This window comes from Halorussus salinus (assembly GCF_004765815.2).
Classification (GTDB): domain Archaea; phylum Halobacteriota; class Halobacteria; order Halobacteriales; family Haladaptataceae; genus Halorussus; species Halorussus salinus.
This window is the reverse complement of record NZ_ML974127.1, coordinates 45,935-67,255: the sequence shown is the minus strand read 5'-3', so window position 1 is coordinate 67,255 and position 21,321 is coordinate 45,935. Positions and strand designations below refer to the sequence as shown.

Sequence of the window (21,321 nt, the reverse complement as noted above, 5' to 3'; positions counted from 1 at the left end):
AACGCATGGGACGATACGGAGACCTGAACTACCAGTGGCTGGCCAAAACTGGATTCCTGTGCAGTCTCGCACTGTTCGCGGTCGGGGCGGGCGGCGAACTCGCCGCGGCGGCGATGCACCTCACGCTCCCGGCGTGGGAGAACGCGCTGTTCGTGAACTTCGAGATACTGGGGACGCTCGGCGCGTTGCTCTCGCCGCTGGTGTTCGGCGTCGTGATGCCACTGACCGAGTGAGAACCGGGAGATTCAGAGAGAGGAGAAGTCCCGAGAGAAACCGTAGAGCGGTTAGGCGAGTCGCGCGAACGCCAGATTCCCGCTGATGTTCTTGATGTAGATCTGCACCACGTCGCCCTCTTGGGCACCGGGCACGAAGATGGTGTACTTGCCCTTCTCGGCCACGCCGTCGCCCTTGCGACCCGTGCCGGTGATTTTGACCTCGTAGGTCGCGCCCTCCTCGACCGCTTCGCGGTTCTGGTTCTGCGAGGAGGTCGAACGCTTCGTCACGGGGCGGAACGCACCACAGGCGTCACAGCGCAGCATCAGGTTGCGGTTCTCGCGGACGAGGCGGGTGTCCGGCAGGCCACACTCCGAACAGAGGACGAACTCTTGGACGTAGCTCTCCAAGGCGGCGTCGAAGTCCGACCCGGAGAAGGTCCCGTTGTAGCGCGCGCGGCCGTCTTCGAGTTTCCCGTTGGTACCGAGTTCGCGCTGGAGCGCGCTGTGGATGTGTTCGGGGTCCCGGCCGAGTGCGTCGGCAACGTCGCTCAGGTTGGTGAGTCGGGTGAACGCGCCGTCCTTCTGCGCGTTGGCGTCGGGGTAGCTGAATCGCTCGCTCTGGCCCTCGAAGTCGGGCGTCGCGTCCATGGCTCTGTCGAGGTTAGATGCGTAGTCCATGGGTACGGCAGGTGTCGGAGACTGATAGGTATTCTGTGTTGGACCGGCGCAGGGACGGGTCTGCGTCGGGCCGACGCTCCGGCCGGGCGACTGGACCGGCACACAGTCCGGGCGATTGGACCGGCACGCAGACCGGGCGACTTTAACGGATTGCCCGCGAGGCCTTCGAGCATGGAGACGACCGATTCCGACCCCACCGACGCCGAGGAGGCCTGCTTCGAGGCGGGCATCAAGTTCGGCGCGCTCTACCACCAGTTCGCCGGGACGCCCGTCAGCCCCGAGAGCGCGCCGAGCCTCGAAACCGCCATCGAGGAGTCCATCGAGAACCAACCGTTCGCCGACTCGGTGAGCGTCGAGATTCTGACCGACAAGCTCCGAGACGAGATGACCGGCGGGTACACCGAACTCACGGGTCGGTTCATGGAGGTCGAAGTCGTCGTGGACTACGAGGGCGTCTCCGTCGTCACCCGGATGGAGATGGAGGACGGCTACCCGCTGATGAGAGTCGAGTCTGTAGCATAGGTATGGCATTTCTTTAGCATTGTCTAGATATTTTTGAAGTGGCTATAGAAATCCCTAGTCAGTTCGTGTCGGGCCGCGGCGGCACCGAAACTGAACGGTCCCGTGACAGCACCAAAATGAACGGTCCCGTGACAGCACCGAAACTGAACGGTCTCGTGACAGCACCGAAACTGAACGGTCCCGTGACAGCACCAAAATGAACGGTCCCGTGACAGCACCGCGACGGCGCGGCGACCTATCGCCGACGCCAATCAGACCGCAACCGCTACGCACAGCACCACTACGCACAGCACCGCTACCGCACCGCAGACCGCGCCCCGAACCTCCCCGCCTGCGCGCTCGGCCGCGCGGAACCGCATGCGCGGCCGAGCGTGCGGCGCATCCTGTGGTCGGTGAAAATTCGCGCGATGCGGTAGCTGACCGTTACACTCGAAAAAGCGGCAAATCCGCAGAATCGTCCGCTTACGACGGACTGGGCGTCTGGACGTGGGACATGTAGGCCGTGATGTCGGTCGTCGTGACCATGCCGACGACGCCCTCGTCGTCGTCCACGACCGGGACGTGGTGGAAGCCCTCCTCTATCATCAGGTCGGCGATGTCCCGGACCTCCGCGTTCGCGTCGGTCGTCGTCACGTCGGTCGTCATGTAGTTCTCGACCGTCGCGTCGGTGGCCCACCGCTGTTCGGCCGCGATGTGAACGAAGTCCGTCGCGGTGAGGATGCCGAGCAACTGGCCGTCGTCGTCGGTGACGACCACGGAACCGATACCTTCGTCCAGCATCGTCTCGGCGGCGACGTGTGCCTTCGTGTCGGGCGAGACCGTCTTCACGGGCGACGACATGAGTCGTCCGACGAAAATGTCCTCCATACGTTCGTCTTTCTCCCGACCGCTGATAAATATTCGGCCGAGGAGTGCCGCCCGACCGAGGAGTCGCGCTCCCCATTCGCGTCGTCGCTTTCGGTTCGACCCGACCGGTCGCCGACCAGTGACCGGGTTTCACTTTCGGTTTCGGGCGTGGGTTTAAAAGGCATCGCGCCGAACGGAAACGTATGAGCCAATCGACACTCGACGAGGACGAGCTGTTCGGCGAGGCGGCCAGCGAGGTCCGCGAGGACGTGGAGGCCAGCCTCGAACAGGCCAGCGATTCGCTCCCCGACACCGACGACATCTGGAACGTCGAGGCCGACAACACCCTCGGCGCGCTGAACGCGCTCCGGTCCGCGCTCGACACCGGCGACGCCGCCGACCACCTCCGGGACGCCAAGAAGTGGTACACGATGGGCGAGCGCGCCGACGCGTTCGAGGAGGCCGACGACCTCGAAGCCGAAATCGGCCGCGTCGAGGAGGCCATCGAGGACATCGAGGACGCCAAAGAACAGGTCGGCGACCTCACCAGCACGATTCCGGGGGTGAAGAACACCCTCGAAGAACTACAGGCCGACGACGAGGAGGCCGACGACGAAGCGGACGCCGCGGCGGATGCCGACACCGACGAGGAGTCCGACGAGGCCCAGACCGACGACGAGGACGCCGAAGAAGCCGAGGCCGCCGAGTAGCGACTCGAAGTACCGCGAAACGCGCCGGACCGCGCGAACGTCCGTCACTCGACCGCGCTACTTGTGCGGCGGGAGCGACACGTCCCGCGACTCGACCGCCGCCAACAGCGACACCAGCGCCTCGCCCGCCAGTTCCAGCAACTCCTCGCCGCGTTCTACCGACCCCTCGGCGGGGTCGCCGACGACGCCGTTCTCCGTGAACTCCGCCGAATCGACCGCCAGATTCGCATAGCTGACCCACTCGCCCCAGCCGTCGCTGGCTCCCTCGCGGGCCTCCTCGACGCGCTCCTCGCGCACGAGGTCGGGCGCGACGTGCCGGAGCATCGCGGTTTCGAGCGGCCCGCCGTGGCCCATGTCGTCGCTGTGGTCGCCGACCGCCTCGAACCACGTGAACGGGACCGCGTAGGCCGCGTCGTGGCGCGCGATGGTCGCCGCGACCTCCCGGAGCGCGCCGACGTTCCCGCCGTGGCCGTTGACCAGCACCACCCGGTCCCAGCCGTGGTGTGCGAGGCTGGCGACCGTCTCCCGGACGTAGCTCCGGAAGGTGTCCGCGCTGACCCACAGCGTCCCGGTGAACTGGCGGTGCTCCTCGGCCACCCCCACCGGAATCGCTGGCGCGACCACGACCTCGCCGTCGTAGGTCGCGGCGGCCTCGTCGGCGACCGCCTCCGCCGTCAGCACGTCGGTCCCGAGGGGCGCGTGGGGACCGTGCTGTTCGGTACTCCCGACCGGGAGGAGCGCGAGGTCGGTCGCGGCCGCGTCGGCGTCGGTCCACGTCGAGTCGAAGAGGTCCATGTCGGTGGCGTCGGCGCGTGCGGACTTGTAGGCGGTGGATTCCTCGGCGGTGGATTCCGGACCGGATGGTTTTCGGGGGTTGGATGGGGAGCCGTCACCACTGTACCGTACAGCACCGCGAACCGTCCCGAAGCCGACTGCTATGAAGACCGCAACCGCCCGTACCGCATCGACCCGCACCGGCACCGCACCGCGCCCCGAACCTCCCCGCGTGCGTCCGCGCTCGCGCGGAACCGCGGCGTGCGAGCGCGGCCACGGCGCATCCTGTAGGCCGTGAATATTCGCGGACCCGAGGATTGTGACGGTACGCGGAACCGTGGTCGGCCGAGGAGGCCCGGAACGCGGCTACCGGTGCCGAGTCGCGCGATTCGGCCCGACGGAACTCCTCGGGGCCACACGCCTTATTCGAGTTCGCGGCGTAGCCACGCTATGAGCGACACCGACGACAGCCGCGAGATGGGGCTCGAACTCGGCGACCTGAAAGACGACCTGCGGGACGCCGACTACCCGATGGACGCCGAGGAGCTGATGGACCGGTTCGGCGACCACGAAATCGGCCTGCCGGACGGCGAGGAGAGCTTCGAGGAGGTCATGGTCACGGGCGGCGACGAGACCTTCGAGTCGGCCGACGAGGTCGAACAGGCCATCCTCAACCGGGTCAGCGCCGACGCGGTGGGTCGGGAGGGGTACTCCGACCGCGGTGCCGGAAACGAGGGCGAGAACACCGACGAATCGTTCTGAGGCTCCGCGTTCGCCGGGGGAAACGCTAACGCCCCCGCGCTCCAAGCGCCGGGCATGGTCAGAGTTTGCTCCGACGGTGACGTGGCCGACTGCCTCGACCTCGCCGACCTCCTGCCGGTAGTCCGCGACGCTTTCCGCAAGCAGGGCCGCGACGAGGTCGAACGCCCCGACCGCCCGCACTTCCCGGTCGGCATCGGTCTCGGCGGCCGAGATTCGACCGCGGCGGACGACGCGAGCGACGGTGGCGACCCCGCCGGAACCGGCCTCGTCATGCCCGCGTACCTCCACGGCGCGCGCTTCTACGCGACGAAACTCGTCGGCGTCCACGAGGGCAACGCCGAGCGCGGCCTCCCGACGGTCAACGCCCAAATCGCGCTGACCGAGGCCGAGACCGGGCTTCCGGCGGGCTACCTCGCAGGGACCCGAATCACCAACGCCCGCACGGGGTGTATCGGCGGACTCGCGGCCGCCGAGTTGGCCGCGGGCGCAGGTCCCCAAGAGACGGACGGTCTCGCGCTCGCGCTCGTCGGCGCGGGCACGCAGGCGCGCTGGCAGGCCCGCGCAATCGCGGCCGCGACCGACCTCCGGTCCGTCCAGGTCTACTCGCCCAGCGACTCCAAGGAGTCCTGCGCCGCCGACCTCCGCGAGGAGTTCGAGGAGAGAAACGTTTCCGTCGAGACCGCCGAGAGTCCGGAAGCCGCCGTCTCCGGTGCGAACGTGGTCGTCACGGCGACGACGGCGACCGAACCGGTGTTCCCGGCCGACGCGCTCGCGCCCGGCGCGCTGGTCGTCGCGGTCGGGGCCTACACTGCCGAGATGCAGGAACTGGCTCCCGAGGTGTTCGAGCGCGCGAGTCGGGTCTTCGCGGACGTGCCCGAGGAGGTCGCCGAAATCGGGGACGCGATAGCCGCGGACCTCGCCGAAGACGACTTCGTTCCCCTCTCGGAGGTCTTCGAGGAGCGCGCCGGACGCGAGACCGACGACGAGATTCTGGTGGTCGAGAGCGTCGGGACCGCGGTGCTGGACGCCGCGAGCGCGGAGTACGTCTTCGAGAAGGCCGCGGAGCGAGGAATCGGCACGGAAGTCGAGTTGTAGCGCGTCGAGTCGAGGAACGAGGTCGGTCACTTCCCCTCCGAGGCGGAGGGTTCCGAGAGGTCCGTATCGGGCGAATCGGGGGTCGGCGCGTCGGGGTTCTCGGCGGACCGGGGCGGTTCGGCGCTGGCGGGCGTCTCGGGTGCTTCGGTACTCGCGGAGGCGTCCGGAGAGTCCGTCTCCTCGTCGTCGATGACTGTCTCTTTCCACGTCCCGCGGGTGAACCAGAGCGCGGCCGCGATGCCGCCGACGATGCTCCCGAGCGCCATCCCGAACCAGATGCCCGTCGCGCCGAACCCCGCGACGAACGCGAGGTAGTACACCGTCGGCACGCGGCCGAGCCAGAGCGCGACCATCGAGAACACCATCGCGGTCTTGGTGTTGCCCGCGCCGCGGTAGGCCCCGAGCATGACCTGCAAGACCGCCATGAAGACGAACTCGACCGAGCGAACCCGGAGGTACGTCGAGCCGTACGCGACGGTCTCGCGGGCGGCCTCGCTCCCGGTCGCGAGGAACACCGAGACGATGGGTCCGGGGACGAGTGCGGCGACGATGGCGACGACGAACATCACGCCAGCGCCCGCCTTGGCGGCAATCCAGACCGCTCGCTCGGCCCGGTCGGACTTACCCGCGCCGAGGTTTTGGCCGACCATCGTGTTGGTCGCCCGGCCGAGTCCCATCGCGGGCAGGAAGACGAGCGACGCGAGTCGGTTGCCCAGTCCGTACGCCGAGACGACCGGCGGGGCGAACTGGACGACCATCGCGGTCAGCGTTATCATCGCCAGCGCACTCATCGACTGCTCGACGGTCGAGGGAACGCCGATGCGCACGATGTCCCAGATGTACCCCAAATCGGGCACGAGGTCGGCGACCGACACGTCCGGCCCGGCCTTCGCCACGAACAGGACGTAGAAGCCCAGCGCACTGGCGACTCCTCGGGAGATGATGGTCGCCAGCGCCGCGCCCTCTATCTCCAGCGCGGGAAACGGCCCGTAGCCGAAGATGAGAAGCGGGTCCAACACGACGTTGAGCGCGACCGAGACGAACATCACCCGCATCGGGGTCTTCGTGTCGCCGTAGCCTCGCATCAGCGACGTGAACACGAAGAAGCCGAACAGGAAGGGGAGTCCGAGGAAGAACACCTCCATGTAGTCGCGGGCAAGCGGAACGATTTGGTCGGTCGTCTGGGCCTGACTCGGGAGCGCGCCGAGCATCGGCTCGGTGGCGAAGTACCCGATGACGCTCAGGGTGAGCGCCAACAGCGTGACGAACGAGACGATTTGGCCCGCGACTTCACCGGCCGACCCCTCGCTGTCGGCACCGGTGTACTGGGCGACCAGAATCGACCCCGCGGTCGTGAACCCGCCCGCGATGGAGATGAGCAGGAAGATGAGCGGAAACGCGAGGCTCAGCGCGCCCACCGCATCGGCCGACAGGCGTCCGAGCCAGAACGTGTCGGCGATGTTGTACGTCACCTGCAACAGCTGGATGACGACGATGGGCCACGCGAGCTTGAACATCGGACCGAGGAGACCGCCCTCGGTGATACTGTCGTCGGCTGCGAGGTCCATGAGGTTTCGAAACGAAGGGGGTCGGTTTGAAAGTTGTGGGTCTGTCGTCGGGTCGTTTCCGTCGGGATTCGAGCGTACACGTTCGTTTCGCGGCTTCTTATAAATCGGTTGTCGAGACGTGGTAACGAGTATCATGTCACGTCAGCGACGTTAACCGCGCCCCACATAATGTGAAATTATTTATCTTTGATAGATATTACCTCACAATTATAGTATAGTGTTCAATGACAGGTCTAGTCGTGTCGTCTTGTTAGAAAAGCTGATGAACCACATCTACGCATCACCTGACATGGCAGTAATCCAAACAGATGGCCTGACCAAGACGTTCGGCGAGTCGGTCGTCGCCGTCGATACGCTGGACTTGGTCGTCGAAGAAGGGGAGGTGTACGGCTTTCTCGGTCCCAACGGGGCGGGGAAATCGACGACTATCAATCTCCTGCTCGATTTCCTTCATCCAACCGACGGCGAGGCCTACGTCTTTGGACACGATACCCACGAGGAGTCTCACCGGATTCGAGAGCGTATCGGCATCCTACCCGAAGACGCTGCGCCGTACGACAGGTTGACGGGACGCGAACACCTCGAATTCGCCGCGTCCTGTAAGGGCGTCGAGATGGATGTCGATACCGTCGTGGAACGTGTGGGACTCGACCCTGCGGACGCCGAACGCCCGGTGAGCCAGTACTCGAAAGGAATGGCTCAACGGCTCGGACTGGGGATGGCTATCGTCGGCGACCCCGACCTGCTGATTCTGGACGAACCCTCGTCGGGGTTGGACCCGACCGGAATGCGAGAGATGCGCGAACTCATCCGCGAAGAGGCCGCCGACGGGACGGCGGTTTTCTTCTCCAGTCACATCCTCGCGGAAGTCGAAGCCGTCTGTGACCGCGTCGGAATTCTCAACGACGGACGACTCGTCGCGCAGGACACGATAGACAATCTCCGCGAGGAGGTGTTCTCCAACTGCGTCATCGAGGCGACGGTCCGGACGAAACCCGACGACTTGACGCTCGAATCGGTCGATGGCGTCCAGAGCGTCGAGGTCGATGGATCGACCCTCCGCGTTACCTGCGAGAATCCGACGGTGAAGGCGGACGTGGTCGCGTACCTGCACGACCGAGTGGGAGTGACCGACATCATCGCCGAGCAGGCGTCCCTCGAAGAGATGTTCGAGACGTACACCGACGACGAAACGGCCGAGAGCGACGGCGGAATGGCCGCGGAGGTGACCGCATGAACTGGAGTGTCATCGCTCGAAAAGAGTTCCGCGACGTTCGACGCTCGAAGACGTTGTGGACGCTGTTCGGAGTCGTGTCGCTCGTCCTCGCCGTCCCGATTCTGACGCAGTCCGGGAGTCCACAACAGGCGGACTTGACTCCCCTCGAAGCCGCCCTCTCAAGTCTCGTCACCCTCGGCACACTCCTGTTTCCCATCGCGGTACTCGTCACGAGTTACGACGCAGTTACTGGCGAACTGGAGTCCGGGAGCGCGACGTTTCTCCTCGGACTCCCCAACACGCGACTCGAAGCCATCGTCGGGAAGTTCGTCGGTCGAACGGCAGTGACGGCACTCGGGTTCGGGGCCGCGTTCGCTATCGGCGGCGTCCTCCTGCTAGTGAAGTTCGGAAGCGTGCCAGTCGCGACCTACGTGGCCGTAACGGCCCTGACGCTGTACTTCGCCGCCGTCTGGACTGCTATCGGCATCGGTATCTCGGCGCTCACCGGGAGTCGAGGTCGCTCGCTCGCGAGTGCGCTCGGTGCGTACCTGTTCTTCGTCCTCGGGTGGATAATCCTCCTCCAGCCGAGAAAACTCGCGGCCCAAATCGTCGAGTCGATGTTCGGCCTCAGCGCCATGCCGCAACTGTACGACTTCGTCTTCCGTCTCAGTCCCACGACGGCGTACGCGTTCGCCAGCAACGGACTCATCTCCGGCGGAAGTGAAACGAGACCGTTCTTCTTACAGGAGTGGTTCATGATAATCGTCCTGCTTTTGTGGCTCCTCGGTCCGATTACGCTCGGCTATCTTCGATTCCGGACCTCGGAACTTGCGCGTTGAGTCGGAGTCATCGAGACTCTCTTTCGCTCTCACGCCGACCGACTCGACAGCCACGAGAACGCCGCGTCACCGATTTCGGCGATGGCGTCGGTCCCGTCGGTGCCGGTGTCGAGGTCGTCGGCGAACACCGCGAACACGAGGGGCGGGTCGTCGGGGTCGGGAGTGACCGACTCCGACGCGTCGCCCGCCTTCCCCGGCGGTTCGACGTACCCGGCGTCGAGCGCGGCGCTCGGGAGTTGTCCGGTCTTGTGGACGCACTCGACATCCATCGGGAAATAGCGCGGGAACAGCATCGCGTGTTTCTGCTCGCGGAGCGGGACCGCCAGTCGGTCGTAGGCCGCCTCCGAGAGCGTCGCCCGGTGAATCAGGTCGGCGAACAGGCGCGCGCAGTCGGCGGGCGCGGTCGCGTTGGCGGGTTCGCCCTCGGGCCAGTCGTCGCTCAGTTCGAGGTCGTTGTCGCCGACCGTCGCCATCATCTTCCGGCGCAGGCGGGTCCGGGCCATCCCGAGGTCGGCGGCGGTCTCCTCGATACGCTCCATCCCGAGGAGGTCGATAAGTTCGTTCGTCGCGGCGTTGTCGCTGATGGCTATCATCGCCCGAGCGAGGTCCTCGACCGAGGGGTCGGGCGAGTCGAGCAGGTGGTAGAGACCGCTCCCCGCGACGCGGTTCCGGGGCGCAATCTCGCGTCGCTCGCCCAACTCCGCGAGTCGGCCGTCGTACTCGTCGTAGAGCGCGTAGAGGAGTGGCAGTTTGATGACGCTCGCGGCGGCGAAGGCGGTCGCTGCGTTCCGCTCGACCACCGCGTCGAACTCGTCGGGACCGCGGGGGAATCCCAGAAAGACGCCGAGTCGCCCGTCGATGCGGTCGGCGTAGGACTCGACGTACTCCGCGAGTTCGTCGCGGGTTTCGAGTGCGGGCGTGTCGGGTCTCATCCCCACCGGACCTCCTCGCGCGACGGGAACTCCGTCGCCAGTGCTTCCGTGAGAACTGCCGCCGTCTCGTTCGCGTCGGCGAGTGAGACCGTCTCGACCGGCGAGTGAGTGTAGCGACAGGGGACCGCGATGGCTCCGGCGTGTCGCCCGCCAGCGACCTGCTGGAACTCGGTGGCGTCGGTGGTCCCGCCTATCATCACGGCCTGCTGGAGCGCCACGTCGGCCGACTCCCCGGCACTTTCGAGCCACGAGCGCGTCTGCCTATCGACCAACACGCCCCCGAACATGTACTCGGAGGTGCCGTCGCCGAACTCCACGACCGGCCCCGCGCCGAGTTCGACATCCGGCCCGTCGTCGCCGCCCGCGGGGTAGTCGTCGGCCGGGAAGATTTCGACCGCGACGGCCACGTCGGGGTCCACCGAGAACCCGGTCGCCCGCGCGCCCCGGAGGCCGACCTCCTCCTGCACCGTGGCGGCGTAGTGGACCGTGGCGTCGGTGTCGGCGGCGCGCGCGACCCCGAGGAGGACCGCCAGCGCGAGGCGGTCGTCGAGCGCCCGGCCCGTGATGCGGTCCCCGGCGAGGTCGGCGACCTCGCGGTCCCACATCGCGTGGTCGCCGGGTTCGACGTTCAACTCCTCGACCTCGGCGCGACTCGTCGCGCCCACGTCTACGACGAGATTCTCCGCCAGCGACGCCTTCTCGTCGTCGGACATGTAGTGGCGGGACTTCGCGCCGACGACGCCGAGGAGGCCGTCGGGACCGACCCGGACGCGCTGGCCGGGGAAGTTCCCCTTGTAGTGACCGCCGAGCATCGTGTACTCCAGAAAGCCGTCGTCGGTCACGCCGTCCACGAGCATGGCGAGTTCGTCGGTGTGGGCCGCGAGCAAAATCTCGGGCGCGTCGGGGTCGCCCTCGCTCGTGGCGATTACGTTACCCATCTCGTCGTACGTCACCGAATCGACGTGCGGTTCGACCAGTTCGGCGAAGGCGTCGGCGACGGGGTACTCTGCGCCCGGCGGGCCGCGCGCCGCGACCAGCGTTTCGAGGTCCGCGAAGCGGACGGCGGGTTCGTCCATGCGAAAAGCTCTCGTAGAGCAGGGGTGTTAACTCCTCGGTCACATGGGGAGTGATTAGAACGCATCAGCTTTGGGGCCAAATATCGTCGTTATAAACTATCTTCCGAAGTATTTTATCGGAAGGGTAACAAACTGATAGCAGGAGAAACAGCGTATGACCCACTTACACTCCGATAGCGCTAACGAGGAACGCGATGACGAGGACGACTTAGTGTTAGAGGGTCAGACAGTCGTGAACGGTCCGAATGTTCGTCCCGAGATTAACGAAGACGAGGACGACGAATAAGTTAGTCTCGAACTGCTCGTTCGACTTTCTGGTCTACGAGTTCGTCGTTACGGTTCTTCGAGACTACACGGTCCGAGAGGAATTCGGCTACCCCGCATACTAGGTCGATACCTTTTGTCGGCGTTGCCCCTGCACCGAGTATGGACTTAGCGGCACGCAAAGCCCGACTGCTGGACCACCGAGACGCGCTCTTCGAGGAGTTCGACACGCCACTGTACGCCTTCTTCGAGGAGGACCTGCGGCGCAACTACCGGGAGGTCCGGTCGGCGTTAGACGACCACTACCCCGACTCGACGGTTCACTTCGCGGTCAAGGCCAACTACAACCTCGGCGTCCTGTCGGTCCTCCGTGACGAGGGCTGTCACGCCGAGGCCTACGCACGCTGTGAACTCTCGGCGACGCAGGCCGCCGGATTCGACCCCGAGGACGTGCTTCTGACCGGGATGAACCGGCCCGTCGAGGACGTGGAGCGCGCGCTGGACCTCGGCGTCGAGCGGTTCCTCGTGGACAACGAACAGGAGTTGGCGAAGATTCGGGAAGCGACCGCGCGGACCGACGCCACCGCCGAGGTGCTGATTCGCGGGAATCCGGCGATGGAGGTACCGACCCACCCTGAGGTGGCGACCGCGACCCGCGAGAGCAAGTTCGGACTGGACATCGAGTCGGGCCGGGCGCTGTCGGTCGCAAAAGACGCCGCGGCGGCCGAGGGCGTCGAACTCGTCGGCGTCCAGTTGCACGTCGGGAGCCAGATTCGCGGCGTCGAACCCTACGAGGTCGCGGCCCGCGAGATGCTCTCGTTCGCCGCCGACGTGCGCGACGAGACCGGCGTCGAAATCGACGTGTTGGACCTCGGCGGGGGCTTCCCTGTCCCCTACGACGAGGAGGTTCCCGACACCGAGACCATCGTGGCGAGCATGGCCGACGCGGTGCGGAGCGCGGCGGCCGACCACGATCTCGCGGAACCGACCCTCTGCGTCGAACCGGGGCGCCGCCTCGTCGGCAACGCGGGGACGCTCCTCGCGTCGGTCGGCGTCGTGAAGGAGACGCCCCACGCCGCCTTCGCCGTGCTGGACGCCGGAACGAACGCGGTCTCCTCGTACTGGCCCTACCCGATTTACGCGCTCTCGGAGGGCGACGCCACCGAATCGTACCACGTCGCCGGACCGCTCTGTTACACCGGCGACGTGATTCAGGAGGACGTGACCCTGCCGGAACTCGACCGCGGCGACGTACTCGCGGTGGACCGAATCGGCGCGTACTCGCTCGGGAGCGCGAGTCACACCAACGCCGAACCGAAACCCCCGGTCGTGCTGGTGCGCGAATCCGGTGAGGTCGAGTCGATTCGCGCCCGCGAGACCTGCGAGGACGTGTTAGGAAACGACCGCATCCCCGGCGACCTGCGGGACGAGGCAACCTCCGGCCGGTCGGCGGCCGTCTCGCCGGACGCTTCGTCTGACGAGTCCGCGCCGGGGCGAAAGGATTGAGTCGGCCGAGTCCGACTCTCCCGACGAATGCGGCAGTTTTCACTCTCCGACGACGAGGGCGGGAGTACCGCGTGGTTCGCCGGACTCGTCCCCGAGTCGCTAGCGATTCGGGCGCTCTCGGTCGAAGTCCACGGTCCCGACACCGTAACGGTCGGCGAACCCGCGCGGTTCGTCGTCGCGGTCAGGAACCGACTCCCGGTCGCAGTTCGACTCACCCATCCGACGAGTCGCGTCTGGGGGTGGCGGGTGGACGACGTTCCGGAGGCCGACGAGCGCGGCCTCGAACCGCCGGAGCAGACCCGGACGACCGTGTTGGGCGGCGGCGAACGCCGGACCTTCGAAGCGGAGTGGGACGGCCGGATTCGCCGCCGAAGTGACGCGGGAGACCAGTGGGTCGCTCGCCCCGGAACCGTCGAGTTCACGGGGTATCTCGACGTTTCGGGCTGGCGAGCGCGAGATGCGTACGACAAACTCTCGGTAAAGGTTGTCACCGACCGCTAGTATAATAGGGCGCACTTATTTACCCCCATTCGACTTGCTATTCGTTATCACGGTTCGAGTTGACCGTACTCAATAAACATGACTGACGAACGCACGAAATTCGACCGGCGTCGTTTCCTCGCGACCTCGGGTCTGTTGGGTGGTAGCGTGTTGGCTGGCTGTACCGGCGGCGACGGCGGCCAAGAGACGACCACTAGCGGCGGGAGTACCACATCCGAGGAGTCGATGGGCGGTACCGAGACGACCGAACAACAGCAACAGAACGTGCAGGGTGGAGGCACGTTCATCGGGACGACGACGGAGGACGCCACCACGCTCGACCCCCGGATGAACGAACTCGCGTGGGTGAACGGCTTCCTCCACTACATCTTCGACACGCTGTACCTCCCGAGTCCGGACGGGAAGAAGTTCGTCCCCCACCTCGCCAAAGAACAACCCAAACAGCAAGACGAGACGACGTTCGTCATCCCGCTCAAGGAAGGCGTGACGTTCCACAACGGCGACGAGTTCACGGCCGAGGACGTGGCCTACTCCATCAACTGGATGCTCGACCCCGCGAACAAGTCGCCGAACAAGGCGAACCTCGACTTCGTGGACAGCGTGGAGGCGTCGGGCAAGTACGAAGCGACGTTCAACCTCAAGTACCCCTTCGCGCTGTTCCAACTGGTGCTGTCGGGGATGAACGCGGGCATCGTGCCCAAGAGCGTCGCCGAGGAGAGAGGCCAGAAGCAGTTCGGCCAGAACCCGGTCGGTTCCGGCCCGTTCGCGTTCGACAAGCAAGTCTCGTCGTCGCACATCGACCTGACGCGAAACGCCGACTACTTCCTGAAACAGCCGAACTTGGAGAAGATTCGGATGCGGGTCATCCCCAAACCGCAGGTCCAGTTCGTGGAACTGGCTTCCGGCGGCGTCCATCAGGCCACCGTTCCCAAGAACTTGCTGGGGAAGGCCCAAAACGAGCAGAGCATCGAGATGAAACGCATCTCGCACTTCGACTACAACGGCCTCGTCTTCAACTCGATGCGCAAGCCGTTCGATAACGTGAAAGTCCGGGAAGCGATGCAGTACCTCGTGGACTACGACGAGATGCTGGAGGCCACGAAGGGCCAACTCGGCAAGCGTTCCTACGGCTTCATGCCGCAGGGAGTCAACGAGTCGTGGGAGTTCCCGTGGCAGGAGTGGAAGGAGAAGTACTACCCCGCAAAGGACCACCAGAAGGCCAAACAGCTCCTGAAGGAGGCGGGCTACGGCGGCGGCATGGACAAGACGCTCAAGATATCGTCGCTGGCCAGTTCGAAGTTCAAGAACTTGGCCATCATCCTCCAGAAGGAACTGAAGAAGGTCGGCATACAGTCGAACGTCCGAGAGGTCACCATCGGCCAGTGGCTCACGGAACTCGACCAAGGCAAGTTCGACGTGAACATCTACGGCTGGTCGGGCGGACAGGACCCCGACGGGTTCTACTACTACATGTTCCGGGACCTGCGCAACGACGAGGGCGGCATGAACGACAACGTGGTCGGGAACGCGACGGCCGCGTACCTCTACCAGAGCAGTGACAGCGACCAACTCCAGCAGGCCGACGAGACGATTCGGCAGGCCCGTCGGACGAACGACAGGGCCGAGCGCAAGCAGATGTACGTCGACGCCGCCGAAACGTGGCAGTCGCTGTACCCCCAAATCCCGGTGTTCTCCGAGCAGGCCGCCACTGCGTGGAGCAAGGACGTGAAAGACTACGAACCGAGCGCGTTCGCCCAACAACCGCTCTGTAACGAGTGGTCGAACGCGTACGTCGAAAAGTAGCGACCCTCTCCCGTTTCCGCATCCAGCACGATTATAGTTACCCAATGACAATGAGACGCTCACGTCGAACGACACGTCACGTATGAGCCTGTACAGATACGCGATTCGTCGGACGCTCCAGATAATCCCGGTCCTGTTGGGCGTGTTCACCCTCACGTTCGTGATGGTCCACGCCCTGCCGGGGAATCCGGTTCGGATATATCTGGGCCTGAACCCGAGTCAGGCCCTCGCGGACGAACTGATACGGCGGTACGGCTTCGACCAACCGCTCTGGAAGCAGTACCTCGACTACCTCTGGCGGCTGTTGCAGTTCGACCTCGGCGAGTCGTTCATGCGCAAGCGGCCGGTGACCGACCTCATGCTCGAACGCATGGGGCCGACGGTCATGTTGATGGGCCTGTCGTACGTCATCGCGCTCCCGACGGCCCTCCTGCTCGGAGTCTACTCGGCGGCCAAACACAACCAGTTGGGCGACCATATCTCGCGGTTCGCGGGACTCGCGGGCCTCTCGACGCCGAACTTCTGGCTCGGGCTGATGCTCATCTTCCTGTTCGCCTACGAGTTCAACGCGCTCCCGGCGTCGGGGTACGTCTCGCCGTTCGAGGACCCCGTAGCCGCGGCCAAGCATCTCGTGTTACCGATTATCACACTCGCGACGGCACAGACCGCGACGCTGATGCGGATGACGCGCTCCTCGATGGTCGAGGAGCTATCGAAGGATTACGTCGAGACGGCGCGCGCCTACGGGCTTCCCGAGCGGACCATCCTGCTCCGCCACGCCTTCCGAAACGCGCTGTTGCCCCTCGTGACCATCATCGGACTCCAACTGTCGTTCCTGCTTGACGGGAGCGTCATCGTGGAGTCCATCTTCGCCATCCCCGGCATGGGACGGCTCGGCTACAACGGCCTGTTGAACAACGACTACGGCGTCATCATCGGGCTGAACATCTTCTTCGCCGTCCTGTTCCTCGTCGGCGTCCTGCTGACCGACCTCGCGTACGCCTACATCGACCCCCGAATCAGGTACGATTGATATGAGTTCGAAAAGTACCACCGTCTCCAGTGCGGACTTCGAGACCGAGAGCGGCATCGTATCGACACTCAAGGAACTGCGACACAGTCCGACCGCGCTCGCGGGCGGACTCATCGTCGGGACGCTCGTCGTGCTGGCGGTCGTCTCGACCGTGGACAAGTTCCTGCTCGACAAGGCCATCATCACGACGCTGGTCGCGGACCCCCACGCGCACGACCAGATAAACGCTTACGCGCCGCCATCGGTCGAGCATCCGATGGGAACCGACCAGTTCGGCCGCGACGTGCTGGCCCGCATCATCTACGGGACCCGCGTCGCGCTCTCCATCGGCATCGTCGCGGTCGGCATCTCGTTCGTCGGCGGCGTCCTCGTCGGGTCGTTCGCGGCCTACAGCGGGGGCTACACCGACGACGTGCTGATGCGACTGGTCGAGGTCCTGTACTCGATTCCGGGCCTCGTGTTGGCGATGACGTTCATGGCCATCTTCGGCGCGAGCATCTGGAACCTCTTTCTGGCCTACGGCATCATCGGTATCCCGGCCTACGCCCGCGTGATGCGCTCGGAAGTGCTGTCCATCCGCGAGGAGGAATACGTGGACGCCGCGCGCGCCGCGGGCCTGCCGACGTACAAAATTCTGCTCCGCGAAATCGTGCCCAACGGCTTCGCGGCGGTGCTGGTGCAAGCGACCCTCTCGTTGGGGAGCGTCATCATCGGCGCGGCCGCGCTGTCGTTCCTCGGGTTCGGCGTCCAACCGCCGACCGCATCGTGGGGCCGAATGTTGAACGACGCCCAGCAGGCGATGCTCATCGCGCCGTGGGTCGCGGCGTTCCCCGGCCTGATGATATTCCTGACGGTGATGGGGTTCAACATGCTCGGCGACGGCCTGCGCGACGCGATGGACCCCAAGACGACGCTCCGCCAGCCCTACGACGAGGAGAACCTACCGATGCCGGGGACCACCGACCCCGACGCCCCGGCCCGCGCGACGCCGGACGCCGACCCGACCGACGCCGGTCCGGGTCCCGACCCGCAGGGCGGAGGTGACGACTGATGGCCCTGCTGGAAGTCGAAGACCTCACGACGTACTTCTACACCGAGGAGGGCATCGTGCAGGCGGTGGACGGTATCAGCTTCGAGATAGAGCGCGGCGAAACGCTGGGACTGGTCGGCGAGAGCGGCGCGGGCAAGTCCGTGGCGGTCCAGAGCCTGCTGGGCCTGATTCGGCCGCCGGGCCACGTCGTTGACGGGTCGATTCGGTTCAAGGGCGAGGAGTTGCTCGACTACTCGGAGACCGAACTCCGCGAGCAGGTCCGGGGCAAGGAGATTTCGTTCATCTTCCAAGACCCCATGTCGGCGCTCAACCCCGTCTTTACCGTCGGGAGCCAGATTTCCGAAATCATCGAACATCACCGCGACGTGACCGAGGCCGAGGCGTGGGACCGCACGGTCGAACTGTTGGACGACGTTGGCATCCCCGACCCGGCCGAGCGCGCCGACCAGTACCCCCACGAGTTCTCGGGCGGGATGCAACAGCGCGCCATCATCGCGATGGCGCTGTCGTGCGAACCGGACCTGATAATCGCCGACGAACCGACGACCGCGCTCGACGTGACGATTCAGGCCCAGATTCTCGACCTGTTCAACGACATCCAGACGGAGTACGACACGAGCATGATATACGTGACCCACGACCTCGGGGTCGTCCGCGAAGTGTGCGACCGGGTGGCCGTGATGTACCTCGGCGAAATCGCCGAGAAATCGCCCTACGAGGAGCTGTATCGCAATCCCAAGCACCCCTACACGCAGGCCCTGCTCCGCTCGACCGTGACCGCCGACCGGCGGGCCGACGAGTTGGACCCCATCGAGGGGTCGATGCCCAGCGCCATCGACCCGCCCTCGGGGTGTCGCTACCGGACGCGGTGTCCGGCGGCGTTCGCCGACTGCGCCGAGGTCGAACCCCCCGACTACGAGGTCGGCCCGGACCACGCGACCGCCTGCCTGCTCTACGGCGACGAGAGCAAGTCCGACCCGCGACTCCACGAGACGGGCGACTCCGACCGCGAGGGCGGAGCCGCTGGCGGCCTCTCGGGAGGTGACCGATGAGTTCGACCGTCGAGCGCCGCCGGAGGGACGCCGACCAACCGCTCCTCAGCGTCGAGGGGCTGAAGACGCACTTCCCGGTCAGCACGGGACTCGTCGGGTCGCTCCGATTCGACCGGAACTCCGGGGGCTTTCCGGTCAGACTCGACGATTCGAGCGTCAAGGCCGTGGACGGGGTGGACTTCGACCTCTACCCCGGCGAGACGCTTGGCGTCGTCGGCGAGTCGGGATGCGGGAAATCCACGCTCGCGCGGACCGTCGTCGGCCTCGAAGAACCCACCGACGGCACCATCCGGTTCGACGGCCGCGACGTGACGAACTTCGAGAGCGAGGACGAGCAGTGGTTCCGCGAGAACGTCCAGATGGTGTTTCAGGACCCGATGAGCAGTCTGAACCCCCGCCGGAAGGTCGGCGAGATAATCGCCGACCCGCTGGAAGCGGCGGGATGGTCGCGGGGCGAGCGGAAGGACCGCGCGGTCGAACTCCTCGAACAGGTGGGTCTCGACGGCGACTACTACGGCCGGTATCCTCACGAGTTCTCGGGCGGCCAGCGCCAGCGCATCAACCTCGCGCGGGCGCTGAGTATCAACCCCGACCTCGTCATCGCCGACGAACCGGTCTCGGGGCTGGACATGTCCGTGCAGGCCCAGATTCTCAGCCTGATGAACGACTTGCAGGAGGAGTTCGGCCTGACGTACCTGTTCATCACCCACGACCTCGGGGTCATCCGCAACATGGCCGACCGGGTGTCGGTGATGTACGTCGGCGACTTCGTGGAGACCGGCCCGACCGAGCGGCTGTTCACCGAGCCACACCACCCCTACACGCGGTCGCTCCTCGACGCGGTGCCGAACCCGAACCCCGACACCGCGGGCGTCGTCGCCGAGTTGACGGGCGACGTGCCGAGTCCGACGAACCCGCCCTCGGGGTGTAAGTTCCACACGCGCTGTCCCGCGTTCGTCGTCCCCGAGGGGTTCACCGACGAGAGCTACGCCGAGTTCGCGGCGTTCCGCGACGACGTGGAGTCGGGGGCCATCGACGCCGACCGCTCGCCCGACGAGGTGGTGGCGGCCCGCTTCGACCGCACGAACGAGATTCCGGCCGACGCCGAGCGCGCGGTCCGGGAGGCCGCCGAGGAGGCCGCCCGCGGGAACCGGGACGACGCGCTCGGTGCGCTCGCGCCCCACGAATCGGTCTGCGAGTCGAAGGTGCCGCCGCTGGAGTCGGTCGGCGAGAACCACCGGTCGGCGTGTCACTTGGACGCCGAGGCCAGCGAGGCCTTCGAGTGGTGAGCGACGCGACCGCGCAGCTCGCCGGAATCGACGGCGCGAGCGTCGGGGCGCTGGCCGTCGCGCGAGACGCTGGCGAGAACGACCAGATTCTGGCGAGCCTCGACCCCAACCGGGCGCTCACCCCGGCGTCGAACACCAAACTCGTCACGTCGGCGCTCGCGCTCGAAGCACTGGGCCCCGACTATACGTTCGAGACGCGCGTCGAGGGCCGCGGCGAGCGAGACGGCGACCGACTCGCGGGCGACCTCCTGCTTCGGGGGTCGGGCGCGCCGGACCTCGACGCCGAGGACCTGCGCGCGCTCGCCGAGGAGACCGCCGCGGCGGTCGGCGAGGTGACGGGCGACGTTCTCCTCGACGGGACGCGGTTCACCGACGGCCGCTACGGGCCGGGGTGGACCGTCGGCGACCGGCGACACGCCTACGGCGCGCCGAGTAGCGCGCTCGCGCTCGCTGGCAACGCGGTCGAGGTCCGAATTACCGACCCCGAGGAGACCGGCGAGTTCCGGGTCTCGGTCGCGCCCAACTCGGACGAAATCGCGGTCGAGACCGACCTGTGCGCCGTCGAGGCGGACGGCGAGGACGAGGATGGCGAGAAGGGAGAGAGCGGAGACGACCGGTCGGACCTCCGCGTAACGACCGACCCCGACAGCGGAGTGATTCGCGTCGCGGGGGCGCTCCCCGCGGGAGCCGACCGGACCGAGCGCGCGCCGGTCGTCCGGCCCGAGCGCCACTGCGGACTCGTCTTTCTCGACGCGCTCGAATCGGTGGGTGTGAGCGTCGCGGGCGACGTTCGCTCCATGGAGTCCGACGACGTTCTCGCGGTCGAATCGGCCGATTCGACCGCGACCGACTCGGCGGCGATACCGGACGCAGAAGCGTTCGCCCGCACCGTCGAGTCCGCGCCGGTCGCCGACCTCCTCCGGGCGATGAACGTCTCGTCGGACAACTTCGTCGCCGAGCAGTTGGCCCGGACCGTCGCCAGCGAGCGCCGCGACGGCGAGGAGTCGTGGGCGGCGTGGGAGTCGCTCGCCACCGACTACCTCGAAGACTGCGGCGCGGCGGCCTGCCGCATCCGCGACGGGTCGGGACTGTCGCGCTACAACCTCGTCACCGCGCGGGGGATGGTCGGCCTGCTGGCGCGGGCCGACGACGCGCCGTGGGCCGAGGAGTTCTTCGGCTCGCTCCCCGCGCCGGGCGAGGGCACCTTATCGTCGCGCTTGGAGGGCGTCGAGGAGCTTCGCGCCAAGACCGGCACCGTGACCGGGACGAGCGCGCTCTCGGGCGTGGTCCGCCGGGAGGAGGAGCCGGACGTGTTCTTCTCGGTCGTCTACGGCGGCCTGACGGTCGAAGCCGACGAGGCGCGGCGGCGTCAAGACGAGTTCGTCCGAGAGTTGTCGGAGTGAGTCGAGTTTTGTAGCGTCCGAGTTGAGGTTTTTCCGGAAACGACCGCGGAAAACGGAGTGAAGAACGCCCCCGAAGCCCCCGCCCGCTCGCGGTCGCTCTGCGGGATATTCTCGGCTCACTTCGTTCGCCTTGAATAGTGGCCCGCAGAGCCGACCACGGCCTTCGGCCGCGAGCGGGCGGCCCCT

At 66.2% G+C, this 21,321-nt stretch carries 21 protein-coding genes; 15 read left to right on the top strand and 6 right to left on the bottom strand.

Annotated features, from left to right (window positions below):
* Nucleotides 1–5 precede the first annotated feature (5 nt).
* Nucleotides 6–233 carry a DUF7860 family protein gene (locus EPL00_RS00340; RefSeq protein ID WP_135852371.1) on the top strand — a complete coding sequence of 76 codons (228 nt, stop codon included), beginning with the start codon at nt 6–8 and terminating at the stop codon, nt 231–233.
* A 51-nt stretch (nt 234–284) separates the two neighbouring features.
* Here the strand turns inward: EPL00_RS00340 and EPL00_RS00335 are convergent, their stop codons facing one another.
* Nucleotides 285–893, bottom strand: a complete 609-nt coding sequence (locus EPL00_RS00335; RefSeq protein WP_135852372.1) for a translation initiation factor IF-2 subunit beta — start codon at nt 891–893, stop codon at nt 285–287.
* 171 nt (nt 894–1,064) lie between these two features.
* On the opposite strand from EPL00_RS00335, the gene EPL00_RS00330 reads away from it, so the two are divergent.
* The gene (locus tag EPL00_RS00330; protein ID WP_135852373.1) at nt 1,065–1,415 is read left to right on the top strand and encodes a dihydroneopterin aldolase family protein; all 351 of its coding nucleotides are present in this window, start codon (nt 1,065–1,067) and stop codon (nt 1,413–1,415) included.
* A 462-nt stretch (nt 1,416–1,877) separates the two neighbouring features.
* Here EPL00_RS00330 and EPL00_RS00325 read toward each other — a convergent pair whose 3' ends face one another.
* Nucleotides 1,878–2,282: a CBS domain-containing protein gene (locus EPL00_RS00325; protein WP_135852374.1), complete on the bottom strand. Its 405-nt coding sequence runs from the start codon at nt 2,280–2,282 to the stop codon at nt 1,878–1,880.
* A 182-nt stretch (nt 2,283–2,464) separates the two neighbouring features.
* Between EPL00_RS00325 and EPL00_RS00320 the strand changes: the two genes are divergently transcribed.
* Nucleotides 2,465–2,971 (top strand): DUF5790 family protein, encoded by a 507-nt coding sequence (locus tag EPL00_RS00320; RefSeq protein ID WP_135852375.1) that lies wholly within the window; start codon nt 2,465–2,467, stop codon nt 2,969–2,971.
* 57 nt (nt 2,972–3,028) lie between these two features.
* Here the strand turns inward: EPL00_RS00320 and EPL00_RS00315 are convergent, their stop codons facing one another.
* Nucleotides 3,029–3,766, bottom strand: a complete 738-nt coding sequence (locus EPL00_RS00315; protein WP_135852376.1) for a creatininase family protein — start codon at nt 3,764–3,766, stop codon at nt 3,029–3,031.
* Between the two features lie 429 nt (nt 3,767–4,195).
* Here EPL00_RS00315 and EPL00_RS00310 point away from each other — a divergent pair, with 429 nt between their 5' ends.
* On the top strand, nt 4,196–4,507 hold the full coding sequence (locus tag EPL00_RS00310; protein WP_135852377.1) for a DUF5789 family protein: 312 nt from the start codon (nt 4,196–4,198) through the stop codon (nt 4,505–4,507).
* Nucleotides 4,508–4,561: 54 nt separating this feature from the next.
* The gene (locus EPL00_RS00305) at nt 4,562–5,602 is read left to right on the top strand and encodes an ornithine cyclodeaminase family protein (protein ID WP_135852378.1); all 1,041 of its coding nucleotides are present in this window, start codon (nt 4,562–4,564) and stop codon (nt 5,600–5,602) included.
* A 26-nt stretch (nt 5,603–5,628) separates the two neighbouring features.
* Here EPL00_RS00305 and EPL00_RS00300 read toward each other — a convergent pair whose 3' ends face one another.
* Nucleotides 5,629–7,170 carry an MATE family efflux transporter gene (locus EPL00_RS00300; RefSeq protein ID WP_238398094.1) on the bottom strand — a complete coding sequence of 514 codons (1,542 nt, stop codon included), beginning with the start codon at nt 7,168–7,170 and terminating at the stop codon, nt 5,629–5,631.
* Nucleotides 7,171–7,459: 289 nt separating this feature from the next.
* Between EPL00_RS00300 and EPL00_RS00295 the strand changes: the two genes are divergently transcribed.
* Nucleotides 7,460–8,407, top strand: coding sequence for an ABC transporter ATP-binding protein (locus EPL00_RS00295; protein ID WP_135852379.1), 948 nt, complete (start codon nt 7,460–7,462; stop codon nt 8,405–8,407).
* Complete coding sequence (locus EPL00_RS00290; RefSeq protein WP_135852380.1) at nt 8,404–9,225, top strand: ABC transporter permease subunit; 822 nt, start codon at nt 8,404–8,406, stop codon at nt 9,223–9,225. Before EPL00_RS00295 ends, EPL00_RS00290 begins: the two co-directional genes overlap by 4 nt.
* Before the next feature lie 29 nt (nt 9,226–9,254).
* Here the strand turns inward: EPL00_RS00290 and EPL00_RS00285 are convergent, their stop codons facing one another.
* Nucleotides 9,255–10,157 carry a serine hydrolase gene (locus EPL00_RS00285; RefSeq protein WP_135852381.1) on the bottom strand — a complete coding sequence of 301 codons (903 nt, stop codon included), beginning with the start codon at nt 10,155–10,157 and terminating at the stop codon, nt 9,255–9,257.
* Complete coding sequence (locus EPL00_RS00280) at nt 10,154–11,233, bottom strand: M42 family metallopeptidase (RefSeq protein ID WP_135852382.1); 1,080 nt, start codon at nt 11,231–11,233, stop codon at nt 10,154–10,156. The genes EPL00_RS00285 and EPL00_RS00280 overlap by 4 nt, the downstream gene beginning before the upstream one ends.
* Nucleotides 11,234–11,659: 426 nt before the next feature.
* Here EPL00_RS00280 and lysA point away from each other — a divergent pair, with 426 nt between their 5' ends.
* The 8 genes from lysA to dacB all read left to right on the top strand — a co-directional run bounded on the left by lysA (nt 11,660) and on the right by dacB (nt 21,135).
* Complete coding sequence (gene lysA, locus EPL00_RS00275) at nt 11,660–13,003, top strand: diaminopimelate decarboxylase (protein ID WP_135852383.1); 1,344 nt, start codon at nt 11,660–11,662, stop codon at nt 13,001–13,003.
* A 27-nt stretch (nt 13,004–13,030) separates the two neighbouring features.
* On the top strand, nt 13,031–13,504 hold the full coding sequence (locus EPL00_RS00270; RefSeq protein WP_135852384.1) for a hypothetical protein: 474 nt from the start codon (nt 13,031–13,033) through the stop codon (nt 13,502–13,504).
* A 78-nt stretch (nt 13,505–13,582) separates the two neighbouring features.
* Nucleotides 13,583–15,307 (top strand): ABC transporter substrate-binding protein, encoded by a 1,725-nt coding sequence (locus tag EPL00_RS00265; RefSeq protein ID WP_135852385.1) that lies wholly within the window; start codon nt 13,583–13,585, stop codon nt 15,305–15,307.
* 82 nt (nt 15,308–15,389) lie between these two features.
* Nucleotides 15,390–16,340, top strand: a complete 951-nt coding sequence (locus EPL00_RS00260) for an ABC transporter permease (protein WP_135852386.1) — start codon at nt 15,390–15,392, stop codon at nt 16,338–16,340.
* Nucleotide 16,341: 1 nt separating this feature from the next.
* Entirely contained in the window at nt 16,342–17,391 is a 1,050-nt protein-coding gene (locus EPL00_RS00255) for an ABC transporter permease (RefSeq protein WP_135852387.1), read from the top strand.
* Nucleotides 17,391–18,443, top strand: a complete 1,053-nt coding sequence (locus EPL00_RS00250) for an ABC transporter ATP-binding protein (RefSeq protein WP_135852388.1) — start codon at nt 17,391–17,393, stop codon at nt 18,441–18,443. Before EPL00_RS00255 ends, EPL00_RS00250 begins: the two co-directional genes overlap by 1 nt.
* A complete protein-coding gene (locus EPL00_RS00245) occupies nt 18,440–19,732 on the top strand; it encodes an ABC transporter ATP-binding protein (RefSeq protein WP_135852389.1) in 1,293 nt (430 codons plus the stop codon). The genes EPL00_RS00250 and EPL00_RS00245 overlap by 4 nt, the downstream gene beginning before the upstream one ends.
* A complete protein-coding gene (gene dacB, locus EPL00_RS00240; RefSeq protein ID WP_162224117.1) occupies nt 19,729–21,135 on the top strand; it encodes a D-alanyl-D-alanine carboxypeptidase/D-alanyl-D-alanine endopeptidase in 1,407 nt (468 codons plus the stop codon). Before EPL00_RS00245 ends, dacB begins: the two co-directional genes overlap by 4 nt.
* Nucleotides 21,136–21,321 lie beyond the last annotated feature (186 nt).